Annotated in this window: 18 protein-coding genes; 9 read left to right on the top strand and 9 right to left on the bottom strand. The window is 37.0% G+C overall.

The annotated features are described in order from the left end of the window. Positions 1–159: 159 nt before the first annotated feature. A complete protein-coding gene (locus NQ505_RS17620; RefSeq protein WP_008999561.1) occupies positions 160–1,377 on the bottom strand; it encodes a site-specific integrase in 1,218 nt (405 codons plus the stop codon). 527 nt (positions 1,378–1,904) lie between these two features. On the opposite strand from NQ505_RS17620, the gene NQ505_RS17615 reads away from it, so the two are divergent. From NQ505_RS17615 to NQ505_RS17605, 3 genes are all read left to right on the top strand, one after another. Continuing rightward, positions 1,905–2,399, top strand: a complete 495-nt coding sequence (locus tag NQ505_RS17615; RefSeq protein ID WP_008999560.1) for a hypothetical protein — start codon at positions 1,905–1,907, stop codon at positions 2,397–2,399. A 300-nt stretch (positions 2,400–2,699) separates the two neighbouring features. Next, positions 2,700–4,373: a DUF262 domain-containing protein gene (locus NQ505_RS17610; RefSeq protein ID WP_008999559.1), complete on the top strand. Its 1,674-nt coding sequence runs from the start codon at positions 2,700–2,702 to the stop codon at positions 4,371–4,373. A gap of 5 nt (positions 4,374–4,378) precedes the next feature. Continuing rightward, a complete protein-coding gene (locus NQ505_RS17605) occupies positions 4,379–6,370 on the top strand; it encodes a DUF262 domain-containing protein (RefSeq protein WP_008999558.1) in 1,992 nt (663 codons plus the stop codon). 42 nt (positions 6,371–6,412) lie between these two features. Here the strand turns inward: NQ505_RS17605 and NQ505_RS17600 are convergent, their stop codons facing one another. The 8 genes from NQ505_RS17600 to NQ505_RS17565 form a co-directional block, all read right to left on the bottom strand. Further along, the gene (locus NQ505_RS17600; RefSeq protein WP_008999557.1) at positions 6,413–6,820 is read right to left on the bottom strand and encodes an ASCH domain-containing protein; all 408 of its coding nucleotides are present in this window, start codon (positions 6,818–6,820) and stop codon (positions 6,413–6,415) included. Further along, positions 6,798–7,853 (bottom strand): hypothetical protein, encoded by a 1,056-nt coding sequence (locus NQ505_RS17595; RefSeq protein ID WP_008999556.1) that lies wholly within the window; start codon positions 7,851–7,853, stop codon positions 6,798–6,800. The genes NQ505_RS17600 and NQ505_RS17595 overlap by 23 nt, the downstream gene beginning before the upstream one ends. 315 nt (positions 7,854–8,168) lie before the next feature. Next, positions 8,169–8,591: an AAA family ATPase gene (locus tag NQ505_RS17590; RefSeq protein ID WP_157179080.1), complete on the bottom strand. Its 423-nt coding sequence runs from the start codon at positions 8,589–8,591 to the stop codon at positions 8,169–8,171. Between the two features lie 97 nt (positions 8,592–8,688). Beyond that, a complete protein-coding gene (locus NQ505_RS17585; RefSeq protein WP_008999555.1) occupies positions 8,689–9,630 on the bottom strand; it encodes a hypothetical protein in 942 nt (313 codons plus the stop codon). 165 nt (positions 9,631–9,795) lie between these two features. After that, positions 9,796–11,334, bottom strand: coding sequence for a PAS domain-containing protein (locus NQ505_RS17580; protein WP_008999554.1), 1,539 nt, complete (start codon positions 11,332–11,334; stop codon positions 9,796–9,798). A gap of 274 nt (positions 11,335–11,608) precedes the next feature. After that, positions 11,609–12,979 (bottom strand): efflux transporter outer membrane subunit, encoded by a 1,371-nt coding sequence (locus NQ505_RS17575; protein WP_032853585.1) that lies wholly within the window; start codon positions 12,977–12,979, stop codon positions 11,609–11,611. Further along, the gene (locus NQ505_RS17570; RefSeq protein WP_008999552.1) at positions 12,976–16,116 is read right to left on the bottom strand and encodes an efflux RND transporter permease subunit; all 3,141 of its coding nucleotides are present in this window, start codon (positions 16,114–16,116) and stop codon (positions 12,976–12,978) included. Before NQ505_RS17570 ends, NQ505_RS17575 begins: the two co-directional genes overlap by 4 nt. A 3-nt stretch (positions 16,117–16,119) precedes the next feature. Next, positions 16,120–17,238, bottom strand: a complete 1,119-nt coding sequence (locus NQ505_RS17565) for an efflux RND transporter periplasmic adaptor subunit (protein ID WP_008999551.1) — start codon at positions 17,236–17,238, stop codon at positions 16,120–16,122. Between the two features lie 206 nt (positions 17,239–17,444). Here NQ505_RS17565 and NQ505_RS17560 point away from each other — a divergent pair, with 206 nt between their 5' ends. From NQ505_RS17560 to NQ505_RS17535, 6 genes are all read left to right on the top strand, one after another. After that, positions 17,445–18,335: a helix-turn-helix domain-containing protein gene (locus tag NQ505_RS17560; RefSeq protein WP_008999550.1), complete on the top strand. Its 891-nt coding sequence runs from the start codon at positions 17,445–17,447 to the stop codon at positions 18,333–18,335. Between the two features lie 66 nt (positions 18,336–18,401). After that, positions 18,402–19,010: a TetR/AcrR family transcriptional regulator gene (locus NQ505_RS17555; protein ID WP_229097385.1), complete on the top strand. Its 609-nt coding sequence runs from the start codon at positions 18,402–18,404 to the stop codon at positions 19,008–19,010. Continuing rightward, positions 19,007–19,639, top strand: coding sequence for a hypothetical protein (locus tag NQ505_RS17550; protein WP_008999548.1), 633 nt, complete (start codon positions 19,007–19,009; stop codon positions 19,637–19,639). The genes NQ505_RS17555 and NQ505_RS17550 overlap by 4 nt, the downstream gene beginning before the upstream one ends. Next, the gene (locus NQ505_RS17545) at positions 19,636–20,439 is read left to right on the top strand and encodes a 4Fe-4S binding protein (RefSeq protein WP_008999547.1); all 804 of its coding nucleotides are present in this window, start codon (positions 19,636–19,638) and stop codon (positions 20,437–20,439) included. The genes NQ505_RS17550 and NQ505_RS17545 overlap by 4 nt, the downstream gene beginning before the upstream one ends. Before the next feature lie 81 nt (positions 20,440–20,520). Beyond that, a complete protein-coding gene (locus NQ505_RS17540; RefSeq protein WP_085938544.1) occupies positions 20,521–21,510 on the top strand; it encodes a DNA-methyltransferase in 990 nt (329 codons plus the stop codon). Then, positions 21,491–24,271, top strand: coding sequence for an N-6 DNA methylase (locus NQ505_RS17535; protein ID WP_008999545.1), 2,781 nt, complete (start codon positions 21,491–21,493; stop codon positions 24,269–24,271). The genes NQ505_RS17540 and NQ505_RS17535 overlap by 20 nt, the downstream gene beginning before the upstream one ends. Positions 24,272–24,286: the final 15 nt, after the last annotated feature.

Here is a 24,286-nt window from a genome sequence, read left to right as displayed (position 1 = left end):
TAAAAAAATAAGTTTACTTTGCAGCGTGAAATTCATTAGAATAATAAGAGGTTATTATTATAATCTCTATTGCGGAATAGATTACAATACTGCAAATATATATAAATTATTAATACCTGCTATTTTTTTCAATAAATTATAATACAAAAATTCACGCCATCAGGACAAATTAGTCACCATACTATTTACTTTGTCAAGCTGTGACACATCGAATTCCTTCAAATAAATACGTGTCATTTCTTCTGAAGTGTGCCCCAGACCAGCACTAATCACAGAAACCGGTGCACCATAGTCACGCGCAAGAGTGGCCCAAGTATGACGCGCGGTATATGTGGTCAAAGGCACTGCGATGTCGATCATGACAGCAATTTTCTTCAGATATCGATTAATACGCCCCAAGGATAGGCGGTACTGCTTATATTCTGAAAGAGATTTTTCGCTAATAATCGGAAACACATATTCTCCCTCAGTTTCATATTTGTCCATTAATTCCTGCATTTGAGGTGTCACGGCAATACGAATTAATTGCTTTGACTTGTGACGGGAATAGGTCAGCACTCCATTGTAAATATCAGATTTCCTCAATAGTACAATATCGACAAAAGCCATTCCCTGGGCATAGAAGCTGAACAAGTACAAATCACGGGCAAACTTCAACTCCGGCATCTCTTCTAATCCCAGGTTTGCCAGAGCTTGAAGATCTTTCCGAGTCAGAGCACGTTTCACCGTTTTGGCGGGACGGGTTTGTGCTTTTGCAAAAGGATATTCTCCATGAGGATGATAGCCATCTGTTACAGCTTGATTATAGAGTGTCCGCAAATTGCGCAAGTAATAGCTTACAGTATTTCCTGTAACCCCGCTGTTATATAGAAAATCCTCATATTGCCGGATAAAACGTAAGTCAATTGCTGACATACGAATATCTGACCCATTCAGAAATTTGGCCAAGGATAGGCGTGTGCTTCTATATGCCGCAGCCGTCCCCTCCTTTTTCAATGTCTTTTTCCGGTCAATTTGTGTATCAATATACCGCAGCAGATAAAATTGTTGTCTGACATTTTTATGAATGTACTGTGCTAATACATCTTCCACTGTAAAAGATTCTGTTGATCGCTCAAGGTGTCGTATCTGTGCACGAATCCTATTCTTTATTTTCCGTAGTTCACGATTCATCCTGGCAACGTCTGCAGTGGTAAATGTAGAATCTACGCCATCAATAATCTTCTCTTCCAATTCATCAAATGATTCTTCTTTGATCCGGAAACCCGTATACATCAACTTCTTCCTCCTCTCATGTATCACTTGGAACACTAAAGGGTAACTGCCATTATTCAATCTCCTGCTCTTATTTAGCATAAGTCTAACCGATGTTATCATATTCTTATTTTTTTATTATGGTAAAATTACAGAGTTCACACGCAAAACAAGTAGTATAGTGAAATGTTTTGCTGCATTAAGAATCGTTATGTAATAAATATAGTTAAATTATATTCTATAAAATATATTCTATATTCATTACATATAGTTTATGTGTATACGCATAAAATTAAGATGTACGCTATAAGTTATATATTATTACATATATACATAAATAAGGAAATATATGATTTTGAAAAATCAGAATATTAGGCATAGCTTTGTCTCATGGATTTTAAGGAGCTGCCTGTTTCTTTAAAAGGAACAGGTCGTTCCTCGGTGTGCAACGGGCCGTTCCTTTTAAAGGAACGGCCCGTTGGTTTTAAACCAAAAACCAATAAGTGTAACAATTTGAATGTCAACTCCTTACTGATTTAAGATTCCGTCCCCGTAACCCATGGGATTTTTTTTAACAACCACGACGAAATCTGCTGTTTTAAGCGGAAATCAGTATACAACAAATTTCAACAACTCAAAATTCAAATCAAATGGTTACAGTTACGTTTGCCATCAAGCCATATTTGGTCAGGTACATGTATGTCCGATACAGACAAAGTTTAGAATCCCGATCGCATAGTAATCCGCCTTCAAAACTCCCTGTTCCAATCCACCTCTCCCACCTCACCCCCGTTTATCACTTCCTGTACCAATTATCTGTTCCTCACCCGCAAGGCGTCTCCTGGAAAGAAACAGGAAATATCTCTTTCGTCCTCCCCAGCCCAAGACTCGGCAAAAATCCCGAAGTTTACAATTATTTCGGCCAGGATAGCATCTTTATTATAGAAAAGGAAATTGAAGTGGAAATGAAAGCGGAACTATACTCATTTCTGTTGGAAAATAAATTCAAAAATGGGGTGATGTATATAAAGTCAATGCATGAATTCGTGGAAAAATACAATATGACAGAATCAGTGGAAGAAGAAAGTCTAATGAGAGCGTTTCAAAGATGGAGGAAAATGGTGAAGGAGAATTTGAAAAAATAAATAGTATCTTGTATATAATATTTATATTGATGGTATGTTTGTGAGCATACTACTAATTATTGTTTAAATTACAATTGGTAAAATATTGCAAAACATAATCAAGGCCCCAATTTTCTACAAATATGTTTTATATCGCAATATTGAAGTATAGATTGCATGCATTAAATAGAGAAATGCTGTTTTATTAAACATAAAAAAAGAGAAATCTTGCTTATACAAAAAAATATCTATAACTTGCACAATATTTCAATGTAATAAAAAAACAATCTGAAAATTAAGTCATAATATAAAAAAAATAGCATGGAAAATATTTTAGAGCTGAAAACTTTAAATGAGCTTCAGCAATATAAGTTTTATATACCGTCTTACCAACGTGGTTATAGGTGGAAAAGTTATGAAGTTAAAGATCTTCTAAATGATATTGCAGATTTTCAACCAAGACTTATAAACGATACAGATGAAAAGACTTGGTATTGTTTGCAACCGATAGTTATCAAAAACATTTCTAATCTTGAATATGAAGTTATTGATGGGCAACAACGACTCACCACTATATATCTAATACTACATTACCTAAATCAGGACTTTGTTGAAGCCAAAAGAGACAAATTATTCTCTCTTGAATATGAGACAAGAAAGGACTCTCATAATTTTTTATTAAGTCTTAACTTCGAAAAGAGTAATGATAACATTGATTTCTTCTATATATCACAAGCATATAAAACAATATCGGATTGGTTTGATAACAAGGGAGATAATTTTGACAAGGGAGAATTTCGTTCAAAATTTAAATTTAGTACCAAAGTTATATGGTACCAAAGTTTTGAAGAAAACCCCATAGATATTTTCACTAGAATAAATATAGGAAAAATTCCACTAACAAATGCCGAATTGATAAAAGCATTATTTCTAAATTCTTCAAACTTTGAAAAAGGAGAACTGAAAAAACTGCGCCAAAGACAATTTGAAATTGCAACAGAATGGGACAACATAGAACATACGTTACAAAATGACAGATTATGGTATTTTATCAATAAGAATAATTCTACTTCAAATAGAATTGAATTTATATTTGATTTGATGAATAGTGAAAAGGATACAGCTGATCAATATTCAACCTTTAGGTTTTTCCAAAAGAAGTTCACGAAGAAGCAAAATGATACAATCGATATAGTTTGGTCTGAAATTAAACAGTATTTCCAACGATTTAATGAATGGTTCAATGAACGCGACCTATATCACAAAATAGGTTATTTGTTATGTGTTGAAGCTATTGATATTGCTACTTTGTATGAGAAGTCAACATTATTATCAAAAAGCGAATTCAAAAATGAACTAAATAAGATTATTAAAGATGACCTTAAAGAAGTCCGTTTATCTGAACTACAATATGGAGATAATAAAGTAAAGAATGTACTTTTATTATACAATATCCTTACAATGCTTAATAGCGAAAAGGATAATTCATATTTTCCTTTTGATTTATTTAAAAATGAGAAATGGGATATTGAACATATAACTTCAGTAAAAGATGCAATACCAGATAAAAACCGAAAAGACTGGCTAAAGGATGCAGTTGTTTTTATAGATGATTCTAATCGTGAAGGTAAATTATTGAAAAAACAGGCTATGGAATGTGAGTGTGATGATGATGAAGTATTTAAAACACTCTTCGAACATATTGTCGCTCATTTTAATTCTGAAATAAACGATGAAGACATCAATGATATATCAAATTTAACTCTTCTTGATTCTGAAACAAATAGAGGATATAAAAATGCCGTATTTCCATTTAAAAGAAAAACTATTATCAAAAGAGATAAAGCTGGAATATTTATTCCACTATGTACCAAAAATGTATTTCTGAAATATTTCAGTGAATATCCGCCTAAAATATCTTTTTGGACACAAGATGATCGAAATAATTATTTGATAGATATAGAGACAACACTCAACGAATATATAAATAAGTAACAGCAATGAACGAATTCGACAAAAAATACAAAGGAAAAACATTCAGTTTTTATGAATTAATAAATACTCATAATATTGAAATTCCTATCATACAAAGGGATTATGCTCAAGGAAGAGAAGATAAAAAAGAAATAAGGGATAATTTTCTAAATGCATTATATAATAGTTTAGAAGAGAATTATCAGCTGAAACTAGATTTCATCTATGGCAGTATAGTAAATGATGCATTTCAACCACTAGATGGACAGCAACGACTTACCACATTATTCTTGTTGCATTGGTATGCTGCAACAAAAGATAAATGCTTGGATGATAATGTTCAAAAAACACTTAACAGATTCAGCTATGAAACGAGAATTTCATCTAGAGATTTCTGTAAATCAATTATTAATAATAGAATTATTGTAAACAAGGATAGCAGCATTAGTAATATTATAATAGATTCTCCCTGGTTCTATTTATCATGGAAAAAAGATCCTACAATAAGAGCTATGCTTAGAACGATAGATGATATACATAACAAATTCTGTTTGATTGATAATCTTTGGGAGAAACTTATAAGTGAAACATTACCTATATGTTTCTACTATGTTGAACTAGAAAATATCGGACTCACTGACGACTTATATATTAAAATGAATGCAAGAGGTAAACTATTATCTACATTTGAGAAATTCAAAGCGGGATTTCAGAAATATATAAACAGTAATAAATGGGAAGAAAATCATAATCCAACAGACACTTTTGCTTTCAAGATTGACACAAAATGGTCTGACTTATTTTGGACAAATTTTAGCAATAAGCAATCTATTGATGATTCATTAGTTCACTTTATATCAACGATTGCAATGATTAGACATGCCATTGAGAAGAAAGAAGAAAGAATTAATCATATAACAAGACTTAACGATAATCCAGACTCTATAAGACCCGAGTTATTTTCAAAAGATAGTTTTTGTTATTTAAAGAAATGCTTTGATTTATATTGCGACATTTTAGAATCCAATATTGACCTCAATTTAAACTTTCCTTTATGGAGACACAAACCTTCAAAGGATTTCTTATCACAAATAGTATCTGAGAATGAAAACATATCATATACCCAGAAGGTCTTATTTTATGCCCAAACCGAATTTCTAATGTATAATTACAAAGATTTTAAAAAGGAGAAATTTGAGGATTGGATGAGAGTTATCAGAAATATTGTATCAAGAGGAAATATTGAAGTAACAGGTAAAAGACCGGATATTATCAGAAGCCCTCAAACATTTGATGGAGTTATAAATTTAATTTCTGAATTATCCGAAGGATGTGGTGATATTTACAATTATCTGTCCAAAGTCGAAAAAATCAATTCATCTTTCGCTCGTAGTCAGGTAGAAGAAGAAAAATTGAAAGCAAAATTACTAATGCATAATATAGAAAATGTAGCTCTAAAAAATATAATATTTGAAGTTGAAGACAATGATCTTTTGATGGGAAGAATAGAGTTTGCTTTGTCATGTATTAATTTCGATTATTCAGAAATTTCAAGTTTTGACATTGAGAAATTCAATAAAGTTGGGCAAGTCATAAATAGATATTTCTCTAAAGAAACTGACATTTCTAATGATATAAGAAGAGCATTATTAACAATAGGGGTTAATGGAAAATATGAGTACTATGAATATTGGTGGTCTTTTTGGTACGTTGGCAACGCAAATAAGAGATGTTTAATTGATAAATTTAGAGAGCTTGAATATTATATTTACAGTGATTGTAAGCCATATTTCAAGGAATTGGTATTAAAACTAATAGATAATTCTCTAAGAGATATTATTGAGAAATTTGTTCCACCTCACGATATGCCAAGTTGGAAAATAAAACTAATTAAAAACCCGGCATTACTTGATAAAAACACTTCTCATTATATAGCAATTCCTGAAGATAACTCATACTGCTATTTATTGAAAAGTAAACGCCCAAGGGATATTGATGGGAGTATCAAAATAGAATAATAGGCAAACCTGGATTGTCTTTTTAGATAATCCAGGTTAGATTTAGTAATTCGAGAATAATAGAGCTTCTGAGTCATTTGAATCAATATACTTAAACGATTGGGGAGCAACAAAAGTCTTAAATAATTTAAATGGATTAATCGGTTCTTCATAAAGCTGTGGAGAACTGATTTTTAATGCATATCCATGTGTGCGTCCTTCAAAATATTGATCAAAGAAATCCTTAGTGATACCTGAATCTTTATGAGTCTGATCCCATAATGTACAAGGCTTATCATTTAAAATATTCTCTACAGTAAATTCTCCAACAATCATTCCAACAGGTTTTGTTGAATATACCACCACTTTATCTACATTCTTTGTAAAAATGGCTTTTCTATATTCATATTTTTTCTTTCCTGAAAAAATTTCCTGTACGAATTCTGGTTTAATCGATAATAAGACTTTCATTTATTTTTCCTCTAGATATTATATTCTTAAATTGTTCGTCATTTATTTGCATAAACCCCCAGTAGTCACTGGCCGAGAGACCGACTTGCTCAATAAGTTCACCCCGAGTGACTCTTCTATCAAATGCAATATTATAAGTCATTTTTATAAGAACCATTCCATATACCGTATACCATTTTCGCAGCTCATTTTCATCAAAAATACTATAAGCATTTGCATATTTGATGAATTCCTCCATAGATTTAAAATCAGAAGCCTTTCTTACTTCTTCAACAATACAAATAGAAGACACGACACTACGATAATATGCAGCCCCTTTCTCATCTTTCATTCGATAGATTAAAAGGATATCCCCTCTTAACAATTGATCGATATCCCTCATCTTACACAAATAAACCTTATGTATGCTATTTGTATAAGCAATATCTTGCACAAGAAAAGATTTATGACGTTCCTCATTATCTAAAATTGAATCAGGAAAGAGTGGAGTATGATATTCAGGTTTTATTGATAAAATAAACTTTCGTACTTTTGAAGTATGAACAAAAGGATAATCATACAATAAATCTCCTGAATATACTTTCATTGGCTTTACAAACACAAGCTCTGGTTCTTCCTCCTGACCTTTAGTTCCATATATCAGAAATCCATATCTCTTTAACAACTTTATAAGCCCCTCGTGTTTTCTGTATATCGTTACATATATTTCATCTGCATCAATATGAAGGGCAGCTGCTACTATTTTTTTCACAAATTGTTCCCCTAATTTAGTATTATGAGCTTCAATTTTAAAAGTTCCAACTTTTAGTCTATTAGCGGGAGGCATTGGTGGATATATATCTATTATGTCTTCTAACTCCTGCTTCAAATATAGAAAAGCTTGCAACATCCCTTCATTATTCTTTTGGACAAAAGCCTTTGCTTTATCTTTCTTTTTCTTATCATACCACTTAGAAAATTCGGGATAATCTTCTTTTAAAGAATTGAAAAAGGGATCAGATAAATTGATATCACAAAAACGTTGTTGTTCCATAGCCTTTCTTTATTACTATACATTCATTCTATTATTCTTGTAATGCGATACAAATTAACGAAAAAACTTCTAGAAGTAAAAGGAAAAGATGGCAAATCTTCGAAATGAATAATATTCAGAATACACCTTAGTATATATTTTAGTGTGGAAGAATTATTCAATAGTACTTAAATAAGGAACGGCACCATAACGTCCTTTTATATAATTACGTTCAAAATTACCATCTCCTCTCGGCTCCGTTCCGTCAGGTAACACTATATGCATCAAACTGTACAAATCTGTAGATTCAGCCTTATCTTTCGCTGTAAACCATATTCAATCACGACGTAACAAATGCGAAGAAAGCAGATTGGTATCATGTGTAGTAAACAAGAGTTGTGCATGATGCTGATTAGTCTTTTCACTACTGAACAGTTTGATTATATGTTGAGAAATCAATGGGTGCATTTTAGCATCCAATTCATCCATCACCAACAACCGACCATGACGTAAAGCTTCAAACAACGGTCCTGCCAGTTCGAAAAGTTTCTGTGTACCTTGTGATTCACAATAATCAAAACGAAAACGTTGTTTACCTGTTATTTCTCCATCTTTATTATATATATTATGCACAGTAAAAACATCTATCGCTTTTCTGCCTTTTTCTATCTCATGCTCATCGGTTTCTATATCAATGAAACCTAGCTGCAAATCTTTGAAGAATTGTAAAGCACCAACTGATTCTGCTTCTTTATTCAAAAATTGTCTTTCCGTCAAGCCCTCATAACCTTGGCTATTCAATCCAGATATAACATTGTATCCGGAATTATCTGCATTCGTAGTTGTAAATATCTGTCTAACTACGAGCAGCAATCACCTGAGATATTTTTTCAATAACCTTTTTGTATTCATTATCTGATTTATCGGCAGGTAATTCAAAGATAAAACTATCAGTTGCTCGCAAACTAAAGGCATTACCTTCTATTACCTCCAATTTCCATCGTTGCTCAATATATGTTTGAGTTGGGTAATAAAGAACAAAAAATAAAATACGACTATTGGATTTAGAAGCCAAATAATCTCTTAATAAGGCCAAGCGTTTATACTTGCGCTCGTCAGGACGTGGATAATAGTTTGTGAAACATTGCTCCGAGACAGGACTGGATAATGTGTGTTTCTTGAATTCAAGAATGCAAACCGCTTTATTATCTTCATTCAAAAGTAGAAGGTCTGCATCACCCGGATATAAACTATCCGTCTTAGACAAACTGCATTCTAACCTTGAGGTACCATAGATAAGTCCTTTGGAACCTATTGAAACAGGACCTCCGGAATGAGACTTTATCAGCTCTTTAAATTCTGACAAGCTATATTTTTGAGGAGAAAAGCTATAATACCCTTCCTTGAAGGATAAAGAGACAATTATCAGTTCACTTCTGTCATTAGCCCAATCCAATTCATCATGGAATACAATAAATTGAACTTGCATATCATATTCTGTTGCGAACCGTCCTAGTCTGCATAGATAATCTTTGCCAAATTCTTTTTCCATTTCAGAATCCAACTTACCAATAAATTCATCATAAGTATAGGTAGGCAATAGTATTCTTTTAATCCAAACATAAGGGGAAATCCGATTGATCGCCCAATCAATGAAGAAATCGAAAGTCAACCCAAACGTATTAGACCCTGATAATAAATCATTGGACAGCCAATCCTCTGGTGAGCCACTTATTACATTTGTTTTAGCTAAACAAGCCCTATTGTCGCAACGTGCTAAGAATGTTTTCTGTAACATAAGCGTAGTTATCTTTATATTCAAAGTTTCAGAACTCTTACAAAGATACGATATAGATATGAAAGAACAGGTAGAATACAGAAATAATTCCATACAAATTCCCGCAATTCCTGTCAGAAAGAAGTAATTGCGGGAATTCTATATAAAATGCAGAAAGGTCACTCGCTATCGGGAGAGTTCCTCTATTTTGGATTTCAATGACTCAATCAGGACTTCCAACGGTATGCCGGTTCTCTCGCTCATCATTTTGATGGTGGCTTTAGGCAGTATAACTCGTGCCAAAGGCGACTTGAGCAACTTGAACTTAGGACTGATTTCTTCCATTCTGTCTTTCAGAAGAGGATATGCCGCCAACAAGTCCTTTAAAAGAGTGGCTGAAGTGATTTCTATTTTCGCAGATTCTTCTCCAGGCTTCTCGGCCGAGGATGGCTCCGTCTGGGCAGGGGTGTTAGTGTCATCCCAAGTAAGTAGTGTACGGGAACCTTCCAGACTTCTGATATGCGTACAGTCTTGCATCATTTCAAGTATGCCCCGGAATTTTCCGTTTTCATCTCTTACAGCCACGTAATAGATATACACGAAGAACCCCGGCTTGTTAATCCAGAATTCCGCGTGGTCTTGTTCACCACTTCTGAACTTTTCTATGATGTCCTCCACCACATGTACACTACTGCGGGGATGGCAGTTCTTGACATTACGCCCGATCACATTCTTACTGCGGGGAAAAACACGGTGTTTCGTATCGGAATAGAAACATACCAGTTCATTTTCGTCAACATAAGAAAGGTCAACGGGTAGATGGCGGTATATAAGATTGATTTGTTCCAGTGACAGCCGACCCGTAGCCACATCCAGCAGTTCATCTCCTCCTCCCCTGCCATAACCATACTTGTTCAGCAGTCCGGCCAGTTCCGCTGCAAATCCCGGCATTTCTCCTTTTTCTTTTTCTGCGGGTGTTGATGACGGTTTCTGTTGCAGATCTTCTCCAATCCAGGCAAATCCGATTTCACGGTCGCCGGATTTCATTTCTTCAAACTCTTCCGGGGAAATCATGACGAGCGAAGTAGGATACAATACGGTTTCTTCTTTCTCCATCAGATCTCTTATATCGTAGACGATTGTCTGCTGGCATGCCATAAACTCATCATCACTGTCATTCTCCAATAAGATGCGCGCATCTCTTATCTCGTCACGAACAAAATCATCGAGCAGCCACATAGTGGTCGTAGGACGATCGAAGCCTTTCTTCTCAAGAACAGGGTACAACTGATTCTGCTTACGGGACAGATGTAGTCGATAGGGAGTCAGTTTATCATAAAGTTCCAGCCACTGATTCTTGATGAGCGGATATTGTGCCAGTTCTTCAATTGAGGACAGGATTTTGCGCAACTCGTCATTTTCACGATAATAACACATGATGGGATGGTCGGGCGGCAAATCAGGACACGACGTATCCATAATGCCATCAAAAAGTTCCAGCATACGCTGAATGTCTTCCTTACGGCACTCATCATCCTGTACTTCCTTCAGTTCCTGCTCCGCCAAAGCTATCTCATACGGTTTTAAAGTCACGACTTTCTCTTTAAGCATCTTTCGGGCTTCCTCAAGAGAAATTGTCCCACGGTTATAGGCATCCTTTATTTCGAGTACAAGCCTCAATTTCGCAAGGTCTGTCTCCGGTAAAAACGTCTTCATATTTTCCATACTCTCTCTTGTATTTATGTATTTTTATATAAAACAGATTCCCACACTCTTATTCCTGCCAAGCCCATGCTTTTTTCATATCTTTTAATAACAATGGGCAGGGGATCTACTACTATGTAGCAATATTAATGAAAAATGCAGCTTGGGAAAAGCCCAAGCTGCAATATATAGCCCTTGTAAAAACGGTTCTTTAATAAAGGTATGAAGTATGATAATGAGCGTAAAAGATTAACACGTCTCTTCGCGGGCTAAGAATCTGCTTTCATGGTTATTATTATTCGCATCCTCCTCCTAGTGCATTATATAGGTTAATAATGGATTGACAGCGTGTGAACCTGTCGGAAACCACGTTCAATCGGGCATTCAATAGCGACTGCCGTGCCGTGAGCAACTCCAAATAGGTAGCATTACCCGTCTGATAAAGCGCCTCGGAAGTCTGTACAGTACGCTCCAATTCCTTGCATTGCTTCTGATGACTGCCAAGAGTTCTTTGTGCCGCTTCTGTAGCATATAGTGCATCATTTACTTCCTGTCCGGCGTCCAGCAGGGCTTGCTTGTAAGCGAGTAAGGCTATCTGTTCATCATCCTTGGATACACGCAGGTTGGATATTAGTTTTCCTCTATTAAAAATGGGCTGTGTCAGGGATGCAACGGCCGAAAGTATCCAACCACCGGGATTGGTCACCACCTGTCCCAGAGAATTCGTCCATCCGGCACTTCCGGTCAGGGTAAGATTGGGATAGAAAGCTGAACGTGCCTGATTAGTCGTATAGTAAGCATTCGCTAATGTCATTTCCGCTTGTACCACATCCGGACGTTTGGACAGTAAGCGTAAAGGAACTCCTATATTGATTAGTTCCGGAAAGCTCTGCTGTTCCAGGCTACCCCGCTGAATACTTCGGGAAGTCGTTCCCAAAAGTGTGCAAAGTGTGTTTTCCGCTTCGCGCTGTTGTCTCTGCAAGTCGTTATGGGTGGCTTCCAGTTCGTACAGGTTGGCACGGGCTTGTGTGATGGCATTTTCCGTTTCTTCACCCACTTTGAACTTGGATTCCATGGTTCGTATTTGTTCTCTCCAGACGTCTAATGTAGCCCGACTGATTTCCAGTTGTTCATCCAACATCAGGAGTGAGTAGTAATCATTGGCAATCGTTGCTATCAATTCCGAGCGGACGGCTTGTTGATATGCTTTCTGTTGTAATAAGGTAGCCTGGGTTCCTTTTTTAGCGTTACGCAGATTTCCAAAAAGATCTATCTCCCAACTTGCCTGTACAGGTAGTTCGTAGGTTTTCACCGTTTTACTTCCATCCGTGCCAGTTAGTGTACCTTGTGGAGACAAGGTCAATGACGGTAGAAACGATAAACAGGCAGCCTTTAGCTGTGCTTTAGCCTGGTCAACACGTAGCAGGGCTGTTTGCATATCAGTATTGTTCGCCAGTCCGTAACGGATCAGGTTTTGCAACAGTGTGTCCCGGAACATTTCCTGCCAGGGAAGATCTCCCAGTATCAGGGAATCTTCCGTCCGGCTGCTGTCCGTCTCCCGAAACAGGCTGTCCACGGGCAAGCCTTCCGGTCGTTGGTAATTGCGGTAGATATGGCAACTGCTCAGCAATGCCATACACATGATTATATATATTATCCTTTTCATAATTGTCTATCTTCTTTTCGTTTACCCATTACCCGTTCTTCGATATATTGGAATACGATGAAGAAAGCGGGTGTTACAAATAATAAAGCTACAGTTCCGATAATCAGACCACCTACCACACCTACACCCAAAGAACGGTTACCATTGGCTCCTACCCCGGAAGCAAACATTAACGGAAGCATACCAAAAATCATGGTAAGTGCCGTCATCAGAATGGGACGGAAACGGACGGTGGCCGCGCTCATAGCGGCTTGTGTGAGTGACATGCCTGCATGACGGCGTTCTGTAGCATACTCTGTCAACAGAATTGCAGTTTTAGAAAGTAGCCCAATTAGCATTATCAGTCCCGTTTGCAAGTAGATGTTGTTTTCAATTCCCCACATACGGGCAAAAAGGAAACTTCCCATCAAACCGAAAGGTACGGAAAGAATGACCGCCATCGGAATGAATATACTCTCGTAAAGTGCACAGAGTATCAGGTAAATGAACAGGATGCATACACCATAGATAATAATGGTGTCATGCGAGTTGACCATCTGTTCTTCTTCACGTGTCATGCCGGAATATTCGTAGCCATAGCCGGTAGGAAGTGTCTGGGCTGCTACCTCTGTCACGGCACTGATGACATCTCCCGAACTGTAACCGTCTGCGGGCATTCCCTGTACATTGATGGAAGAGAACATATTAAAGCGTGTCAGCGACTCCGCACCATAGGTCTTGGTCAGTTTTACGGACTGGCTAACCGGCGCCATTCCACCATTTGTCTTCACAAAGATATTGTCCAGTGACTGCATATTTTTACGACTATCCGAGGGTGCCTGAATGATGACACGGTAAAGCTTTGTGAAACGGTTGAAATTGGAGGCGTAAATACTTCCGAAATACCCGGACAATACGTTAAGAACTTCCTCGGTAGTGGTACCTACACGCTGGCATTGTGCTTCGTCCACGTCCACACGATATTGCGGAAAGTTTGCACTAAACGATGTATAGGCCATTTGTATCTCCGGACGTTTGTTCAACTCTGCCAGAAACTCATTGGTCACTTCGCTTAAAGCCTCGGTTCCTTTTCCACTACGATCCTGAATGTAGAGTTCAAAGCTGTTTCCGGTACCATAACCTGAAATCATTGGTGGAGAGAAAACAAAGATATTAGCATTTTTAATGGTTGCCGTACGGCGGTATATTTCTTCGGATATAGCGTCTACACTACTTTCTTCTCCCTGCCGTTCGTCCCAATGTTTTAATTTGATAATGAACATACCATGAGAAGAGCCACTACCCGACCCCATGCCGAATCCGGCCACCTTATTAAAATTGTCAATCTGCGGAATCTCTTTCAACTCTTTTTCAACTTTATCCATGATACTTGCCGTTTCCGCCAAAGTGCTTCCGGCAGGTGCATCCAGACTGACAAATATGGAGCCGGTGTCTTCCGAAGGAACAAGACCGGTTTTGGTAGTACTCATCAAATAACAAAGCAGTATAATTGCCAGTCCCAATGAGGACCATGCCAGCCACTTACGTTTAATAAGGAACTTGGCTCCCATTTTATACTTTAGGACGATGCGTTTGAAAGCCGAATCGAAAGCCATACGGAAACGGGTAGAGAACTCCGGTTTCTTTCCTTCTACTAAGATCTCGTTCGGACGTAGTATCAAGGCACACAGGGCAGGCGAAAGCGTCAATGCATTGATGGCCGAAATACCTACGGAAACTGCCATGGTTATACCAAATTGTGTATAAAAGATCCCGGATGTACCACCCATGAAAGATACAGGCACGAACACAGCCATAAAGACCAGAGTGGATGTGACAACAGCCGAAGAAATACCATTCATAGCATCGACAGCTGCCTTATAAGGTGAACGGTAACCTTCATCAAAACGGGTCTGAACTGCCTCGACCACGATGATGGCATCATCCACAATTGTGCCAATGGCAAGCACTAATGCAAAAAGCGTAAGCAGGTTGATACTGAATCCTGCAATGTAAAGGGCCGCAAATGTTCCAATCAGTGACACAAAGATACTAATGGTAGGAATCAGCGTGGAACGCGGATTCTGAAGAAATACATATACTACCAATACTACCAGTATGATAGCCTCCAGTAATGTCTTGATAACTTCATTAATAGAAGCGTCGAGGAAGTTCTTTGTACTCATCAACTCCACAATTTCCATGTCTTCCGGAAGAGTTTCCTTTAGTTCATCCAGGTATTTGTCGATGTTGGTGATAATTTCATTGGCGTTCGTTCCGGCAGTCTGATTAATCATACAGGTACTTCCCGGAGCACCATTGACTGTGCCAGTATAGGAGTAGCTTTGTGCTCCCAGCTCCACAGTGGCAATGTCTTTCAGCTTCAACACACGTCCGTCATTGTAAGACTTGATGACGATCTCTTCAAATTCCTGCTCGGTTTCCAACCTCCCGCGATATTTTAGTGTATATTGGTATACGTTTTTAGAGTCTTCGCCGATGGAGCCGGTGGATGCCTCGATATTCTGGCTGGAAAGAGCGGTTTCCACATCGCTTGGTTCCAATTCATATTGTGCCATTACGTCCGGTTTTAACCAAATACGCATCGCATAATCTCCTCCCATCACATTGACTTCACCTACGCCCGAGATACGTTGTATCTGCGGTTTCACATTAATAGTCAGGTAATTGGTTAGGAATGTTTCGTCGTATGTTCCTTTCGGACTGTAAAGCCCGAAGATTTTCAGCATACTGCTTTGGCGCTTCATGGTGGTGACACCTACTTTAGTTACCTCTGCCGGTAACAGTGAAGTTGCAGTGGATACTTTGTTTTGCACATTGACAGCTGCCATATCCGGATCGCTACCTTGCTTAAAGTAAACCGTGATTTCGGCACTACCGGTATTACTGGCGGTAGATGTCATGTAAGTCATGTTTTCCACGCCATTGATGGCCTCTTCCAATGGAACAATTACACTTTTTTGTACTGCTTCCGCATTGGCTCCGCTATAGGTAGTAGAAACACGGATAGTAGGAGGAGCAATGTCTGGATATTGCTCTACGGATAATGCATACAGCCCGATTAATCCGGCTACTAAAATAACGACCGAAATAACCATTGAAAAAATCGGCCGGTCTATAAATTTCTGCAGTTTCATAAACTATTCCTCCTTTTCTTCTTTTACGGCGGATATGATTGTACCGTCTTTCAAAAGACCTGCACCTTCGGAAACAATGATATCTCCTTCCTGCAACCCTTCTTCTACAATGTATTCTGCTCCGTCATTAATTTCAAAAACTTTTATAGGAGTAGAAACAGCCTTGCCGTCTACCACTTTATAAGCAAAAATGCGGTTCTGAATTTCATAGGTAGCTCCTTGAGGAATAACGATGCATTGCGGACGGTCATAAGTAATGATGATATTAGCCTGCCCGCCGCTCATCAGGCGCTTGTCCTTGTTCCCGAATACGGCACGCATACTTACTGCCCCGGTCGTTTTATCAATAATACCACTGATGACATCTACTTTTCCTTTTTGTTCATAATTCGAGCCGTCATTTAGTTCCAGAGAAACTTCCGGAAAAGATTGTAATGCTTTGTCCAGAGAACCGTATTGGGCCGTCAGGGAAAGTACTTGTTTCTCTGTCAAGGAGAAATACACATACATCTCTGAATTGTCCGAAACATCGATAAGGGCATCTGTCATGGAAGAGCTGACTAATGCTCCGATGCGGTAAGATGTCATGCCGGCATATCCGTCTACGGGACTTTTTACTTCTGTGTAGGAAAGATTGTTCTGAGCGTCCGCCATTTCAGCTTGTGCCTGCAGCAGGGCGGCCTTGGCACTTTTGTAGTCATTCTGGGCCGTACGCAGCTCGAAATCAGAGATTACTTTGTCCTTAAATAAAGACTGCTTACCCTCCAACGTCTGTCTGGCAGTCGCTTCACAGGCTTCTGCTGTTGCCACAGCAGCTTGTGCTTTTTGTAAGGCGGCTTTGTATGGCACCTGATCTATAATGAATAGTATTTGTCCTTTATGGACACGAGCGCCCTCCTCTACACAGACTTTCGTAATCGTTCCAGAAACTTGAGGACGTATTTCCACATCCTGCTTTCCTTCTATCACTGCGGAGTATTTGACAGATAGTTGTCTGTCTTCCGGTTTCAATGTCATTACGGGATAATTCTCCCCTTCATTCTGCTGCTTTGTATTCTGCTGGCAACCGGACAACAGGGATATGCAACATAAACCTGATACAAAAATACTTCTTACCTTCATTTCTTTTTTTAGTTAAATTTGTTATTTGATGCCGCAAAAATAAATGAGGTATTTTCAGTACTGTTTGTACAAACAGCGCAATGATTTGTCCGGATTGCTCCTCATTAAAGAACATTAGCAAATAGTATGTCTATTTGACGCATGAAATTGTTTGATCGGGACATTTTTCCATACTTTTGTAGCGGTATGTAGACCTTGAAATAAAAATGACGCAGAAAGAATTATTCCTGTTATTTCCCCCCGACTGTTGTAGGGATGGATTACTTTTACTGATATCTCCTGACAGGTTCCACAAACTGAAAGGAAATACCATGGAAGGAAGTCGTTTGCATATACTCGTATGTGATGGTGCCTTGGAACTGGAACTAAACGGAAAACCGTATGAAATGAAAGGGCCAGCTCTTCTTGATATTATGGATACTATCACGGTCCGGATAAACAGAATCGACCCGAATCTGCGGGCATGGTGTCTGTTCATTACATTTGAATTTGCCAGTGAATCTCTGAAAAATCTTCGTCCCGGTCCCTTGAATCATTTACTGGAACGACTGTATCTTCCCGTGTGGCACCTTTCACAGGAGGAAAGTGGAATTCTTGAGAGACAACTGCTTCTATTAAAAGAGACTCTTGGTAACCCAAAGCATTATTACCGACAGGAACTTTCTGAAACTTACTTCAGAAGTTTTAGTCTTGAGCTGGGAAATATCATGTTCACCCACGAAGAGAACATGGATGATGCCTTACCATATATCAGCAAAAGGGATCATATTACATTGAATTTTATGAAGCTTGTCTCAAAGCATTTCATGGAAGAGCATAATATTGATTTTTATGCAGAAGCTTTATGTATTTCCACTAAACATCTTACACGTATCGTTAAGGGAATGACGGGCAAAACACCACATACGATTATCTGCAATGAATTGATACATCAGGCTATGGCTATGCTTGAAAACGATAGTATTCCAGTATCACAGATTGCAGAAGAACTTCACTTTTCGGACCAGGCTGCATTTTGCAAATTCTTCAAGAAACACAAAAAGGTTCCTCCAATGGCATATAGGAGAAGAAGAAACAACATCGTTACTAAAAAATAAGACTAATTATTTGGTTGTCACCGATTGGTGACTTACTTTTGTCACCAACTAGTGACTAACAGTAAAATGATGGAATTAAAAAGAAGTGAAACACAGTTGATAGAGGCAGTAAGCACAATCATTACTGAAGAGGGATTCTCTAAAATAGGAATCAATAAAATCGCGAGAACAGCAGGGTGTGATAAAGTATTAATATATAGATACTTCGGAGGCTTAGACGGATTAATTGCCGTTTGGGCAAAGAAGCATGATTTCTATATCCAGGCTTATGATACTTTTATCAATAGAATAGAAACCGTTAATGAGGCCAACTTAAAACAAATCACCAAGGAAATTCTACTGGCACAACTCCATTTTATAAGAGAGAATAAGATGCATCAAGAGCTTCTTTTATGGGAGTTGTCCGGTGGGTTAAAATTTAAAGCTATTCGAGATTTGCGTGAAGAGAATGGTCATAAGCTGCAAAAAATACTGGAGCAGAAAGTTGATACGAAAGATTTGAATATAAGCATGTATATTACTCTTTTGATAGCTTCTATAAATCATATAGTATTAAGTACCTTAGAATATCCCCTATTTAATGGCATTGATTTTTCGAGTGATACTTCATGGACAATATACGAAAATACGCTTTGTGATTATATTGATATGTTATTTGAAAAATTTAATCGATGAAAAAATTAATAATCATATTCACGCTAACGCTACTGTCATTTTATCAAGTTCATTCCCAGACAATAGAGTATAAATATTCTTGTGGTGACAGTAAAGCAACGATTATTTGGAATAAGAGTAGAGAGAATAATCTTATATATCTAAAAACAACTCAAGGAAATGAAATTAACAAATATGTGATGACCCCGGATTATCATACTATTTCATGGGAATATTCCAATCAAGATAAAAATACAAATATCAGAGTTGTATTGAAAAATGGGACTTATAAGATTGATGGTATGTTAAAATCTAAATCATACTCCAAAACATATAGTTCCAATGGAGTTCCCTGGTTTCAGAATATAGGTTTCAACATAGGGTACTCTATTAAAGAGAAATCTACTTTCAAATTTGAGTGTATACGCCCTGACAATTTAAAACTATATGAGATGCAGGCAGATGGAAAAGAAGTGGTTGTTCATAATGGAATTCGTGAACAACGAATTAATGTTCATTTGACAGGTTTGTTAGCGAAATTCTTCGGATGTGATTATTATATAGATTTGTCGTCCGGTCAATTTATTCAGTATAAAGGTGTACAAGGTGCTCCGGGCACTCCCGAAACAATAATAACAATAAAAAAATGAAAACACTGATTATAGTTTCATCAACCTATCTTGGCAATACAATGAAAGTAGCTAAAGCAATGGCACAAGAACTTAAAGCTACGGTCAAATGCCCGAAGGAAGTGACCGAATCTGATATTTCGTCTTATGATTTAATTGGATTGGGGTCAGGTATCAATTTCGCTTCGCATAATAAAGAGATCATTTCCCTCGTAGAAGAACTGGATATAGCAAGAAAAAAGATATTCATCTTTTCAACCAGATGCAGGCCCATATTAGGCAGTTACCATAAAAAGCTAAAATCATTGATAGCTCAAAAAGATGGGATTTTATTGGGTGAGTTTTCATGTGTTGGCTTTGACCGCACCGGTCCGTGGGTCGGAATGAATGGATATAATAAGAACAGGCCGAATAGCAACGATTTGTTTAAATCGGCCCTATTCGCATTACAAATGAGAAAAAAAACTCACCCACTATCAGCTTTAAAAAAAACATATACTCCGCTATTGACTTATGAAGGTTTACCTCTTCGCTCTGACGGGACTAATGAGGTGGTTGGAAATGTAGTTTTATTAAACACAAGCAGATGTATAGCGTGTGGAAAGTGTATGAAAAGCTGTCCGATGAATGTGTTTACCTTAAAAGATAATGCAAAAACACCTCTTCCTGTTGATGAAATGAATTGTATTATGTGTGGTAAATGCGAAAAGGAATGTCCTGCTGATGCTGTATTTATTAATGAAACATTCAGCAATGGACTAAGGATTCTATTCAGAGAATCATCATGTGATAAACTTCAAAAAGCTTATTGGTACAAATAACAGATTATTTCATATAATAAATTTGGGAGATAATCCTATTATTTCTACTTTTGACAGAAAATGACAATTTAAATATTTAATATACAAACCATGGGTTCTACATCCAAAGATATAAAAGAGGAAGATAAACGATTGTTAGAAGGAGTCATACAAAAAAAGAAAAAACAGCAGAAAGACATCAAACCTTTTGTAAACAAAGTCATTCAGGGCGACTGTCTGAACATATTGCCATCCATTCCTGATAAATCCATAGATATGATACTTTGTGATTTACCGTATGGCACTACACAAAATAAATGGGATTCCGTGATTGATTTGCAGGCTCTTTGGGCTGAATACGAACGTATTATTAAAGACAATGGGGCGATCGTTTTAACCGCACAAGGTATTTTTACAGCCAAATTGATTTTAAGCAAGGAGAAATTATTCAAATACAAGATAACCTGGATCAAGTCAAAACCGACCAACTTTTTAAATGCCAAAAAACAACCGCTTCGTAAGCACGAAGATGTTTGTGTTTTCTATAAAAAACAGTCGGTATACAATCCGCAAATGACTAAAGGGGAAGCGTATGACAAGGGGGTCAGAAAAGATCAATATACAGGTAGTTATGGGGAGTTCAAGCCACAGCATGTAAAAAGTGATGGCGAACGTTATCCCAATGATGTGGTATTCTTTGAGGAGGATCATGACGACTTTGTATATGTGAAAACGGCCGAATCGGAAGGAGAAGTTTATCATCCGACACAAAAGCCTGTTGAATTGGGTAGATATCTAATCAGAACATTCTCTAACCCGGGGGATATCATTCTGGATAATGCTTGCGGAAGCGGCAGTTTCCTGCTATCGGCCATTCTGGAAAACAGAAGATTTATCGGAATAGAAAAGAATGAAGATGTATTATTGCACAGAATACAGCCTACCGACTATATCAAGATTTGTATGGATAGGATTTCAGAAACACTAAAAAGAGAAGAAGTGACTCCATCGACTCGCAAACTTTTCAAAAAACCAATCACAAAATATCACACCTTAAACTATTTAGAAACGGATGCCACAAATCAACTATAATGAAAGAAGTTGGGCCATTGATGTCATTAGCGAAATCAATCTTTACCTGGCTAACAAAAGTTGGCATGTAAAAAGTGCCGGAGGAGAGAATACAATCAGAAATGAAAAATCGAGTTTATTTCCGGATGTGCTTATCTTCAAAGACTCTGCTAAAAAGATCATTTTGCAGGGGTGGGAACTCAAAATGCCTGATACTCCTATAACCGACACGGAATTAATAAACAACGCCAAGATAAAATCAGAGATACTGAACAATAATAGTTTTATTCTCTGGAATGTGACAAGCGCAGTTTTGTATGTTAAGAATGGGAATACATATTCTATCTTGAAATCATGGGATAGTATCGACCTTCATTCGCGTTCAGAGGTAAAAGAAAACGAGAATCTTTGGAAAGATCTTCTACATACCATCCTGGAAGATTTAAATGATTATTTCGAACATGGAGAAATAACAGAAAGTGGATCTTCCGAGATATTGGCAATCGATAAAATAATCGATATCGTTCTCGAAAATATAGACTCGACAGCAGAAAACATAAAAGAGAATATAAAAAGGAATGCAATACTCGATGCGCAAATAGATAATTGGTGGCTCTCTTCTGCAGCAGAATACGGATTTAATCCACAGACTAAAAAAGATGTAAAGCATAAACTGCCAACTTTATCGAAGGTAATATTGACCGACTGGTTCTTCAAAATTATTTTTGGCAACATTATTAAACGACATTTCAATGAGGCAAAGATTATTGAAACAATTACTTTCGATACAACTGTCAGTGAGGCCCAGCAAATAATTGCGAAGATCTCGAAACTCTGTAATTTTGGGAATATTTTTGGTGATAATATCGCCAATGAATTAATATCTGATAATGTATGGAAGCAATTAGTTCAATTAAATTTATTTATTTCGAACATTAAGATTGAAAGTGTTGATATTCAAATTCTACAAAACTTACTGCAATCGTCCATCGACTATGCCAAAAGAAAAGTTGCCGGACAATTTGCAACTCCTCCTCAATTAGCTGATTTATTAACAAGGATAACGATAAATAACAAAAATGGCATCACCCTCGACCCTTGTTGTGGAACAGGAACGATTATTAAGCAAGCTTATTCTCTCAAAGAAGAATATGAAATTGGGCAAGACCAAATTATTGAAAGCATCTGGGCTTCTGATAAATATTCGTTTCCTATCCAGCTATCAACACTATCTCTATCCAATCCCAACAATATGGGAAAAACTTTAAATATCTTCAGGTCTGACGTAATTGATTTGCATATGGGCCAGACTGCATTTGAAGAACATAATAATGGAAATCAAGTAGAAAAGAAACTACCTTATGTGGATTATGTCGTATCCAATCTTCCTTTTATAAGAGAAAAAGAGATCAAAAAACTTAATCCGAATATAGGAAAAATCAATGAATTAATCAAGGAACAAACTAAGGCGAAAAATACACTAAGTAAAAAGAGTGATATATTTGCATATATTCCTTTCTATTTATACAATATTATCTCCAATAATGGAAGAATTGGATTAATACTTTCTAATGCATGGCTTGGAACAGATTATGGAGAAATATTTTTGAAATTAATTCAGAAATACTTCAATATTGACCGTGTTGTTGTCTCCGGAAATGGACGATGGTTCAATAATGCAAAGGTTGTTACCACATTATTAATAGCAACCAAGAGAGAGATTTCTGATCCGGTCAATTTAGACAGGAAAATTTCTTTCTGTACGCTAAAAGAAAAAATTGAAAACATAGCGGATATTAAAAAGTTAAGTAGTGAAATCATTCTTAATAAAGAGTCTGAACAAGTCAATATTCAGTCCTATTCGATAAGTGAAATCAAACAATTAGAGAATATCGGAATCCCATGGTCTGGATATTTCGCTAATTTGAATTGGTTGCCGGCAATAACCGAAAAACTTCTTGACTCAAAAAAAATCTTCAAATTTATACGCGGAGAGAGAAGAGGTTGCAATCGTATGTTTTATCCGGCAGCAGGACACGGAATAGAAGATGAATATATAAAGCCTGTTCTAAAGAATTTAAAGAAAGCACCTTCATTCATTGCAACTAGTCAGACCCAGGCATTCTGTTGTTCAAAAAGTATCGAAGAACTTGAAACATTAAATCATACCGGAGCTCTGAATTGGATAAGATCTTTCGAAAACCAAATGGATAAAACAAACAAGAAGCCATTGCCTGTCGCTTTACATAGGGCAAATATGTTTTGGTACGAAATGAGTACAAAAAATATGGCAGATTTTGTCGTCAATATTAATTTCGACAAAAGTCTGTTTATTGCCATGCTTGATAAACGCTCTTTTTTTGATCAACGAATGATTGGCTTCTCAATAAAGGAACAGTATAAAGATGAAAACAAAATTTTCCTCCTCGCATTATTGAATAACATTTTAAGTATGTTTTTCATTGAAAGTCTCGGATTTGGCAGGGGATTAGGAGCCCTTGACTTGAGCAAAACAAAATTTGAAAAATCTTTCAAGATGCTCAATCCGGAGGTGCTATCTGATGTGCAAAAGGAAGAAATTATAAAAGCATTTCAACCCATTTTCAATAGAGACAGATTACCTCTTGAAAAGGAATTAGAACAGAAGGATAGAATAGACTTTGAACTGATGCTATTAAAAATCTATGGACTAGAAAAGTACTATGATACAATAAGACAGGCTTTATTACATTTGTATAAAACAAGATTTGCGGTCAAAGAGAAAAAACATAAAAAGGTATAAAGAAAAGAGGGTGCT

It is taken from the genome of Bacteroides sp. D2 (assembly GCF_025147085.1).
In the GTDB taxonomy this organism is placed as follows: Bacteria; Bacteroidota; Bacteroidia; order Bacteroidales; family Bacteroidaceae; genus Bacteroides.
The sequence above is the reverse complement of the archived record's forward strand: the minus strand, read 5'-3'. Positions and strand labels throughout refer to the sequence as shown.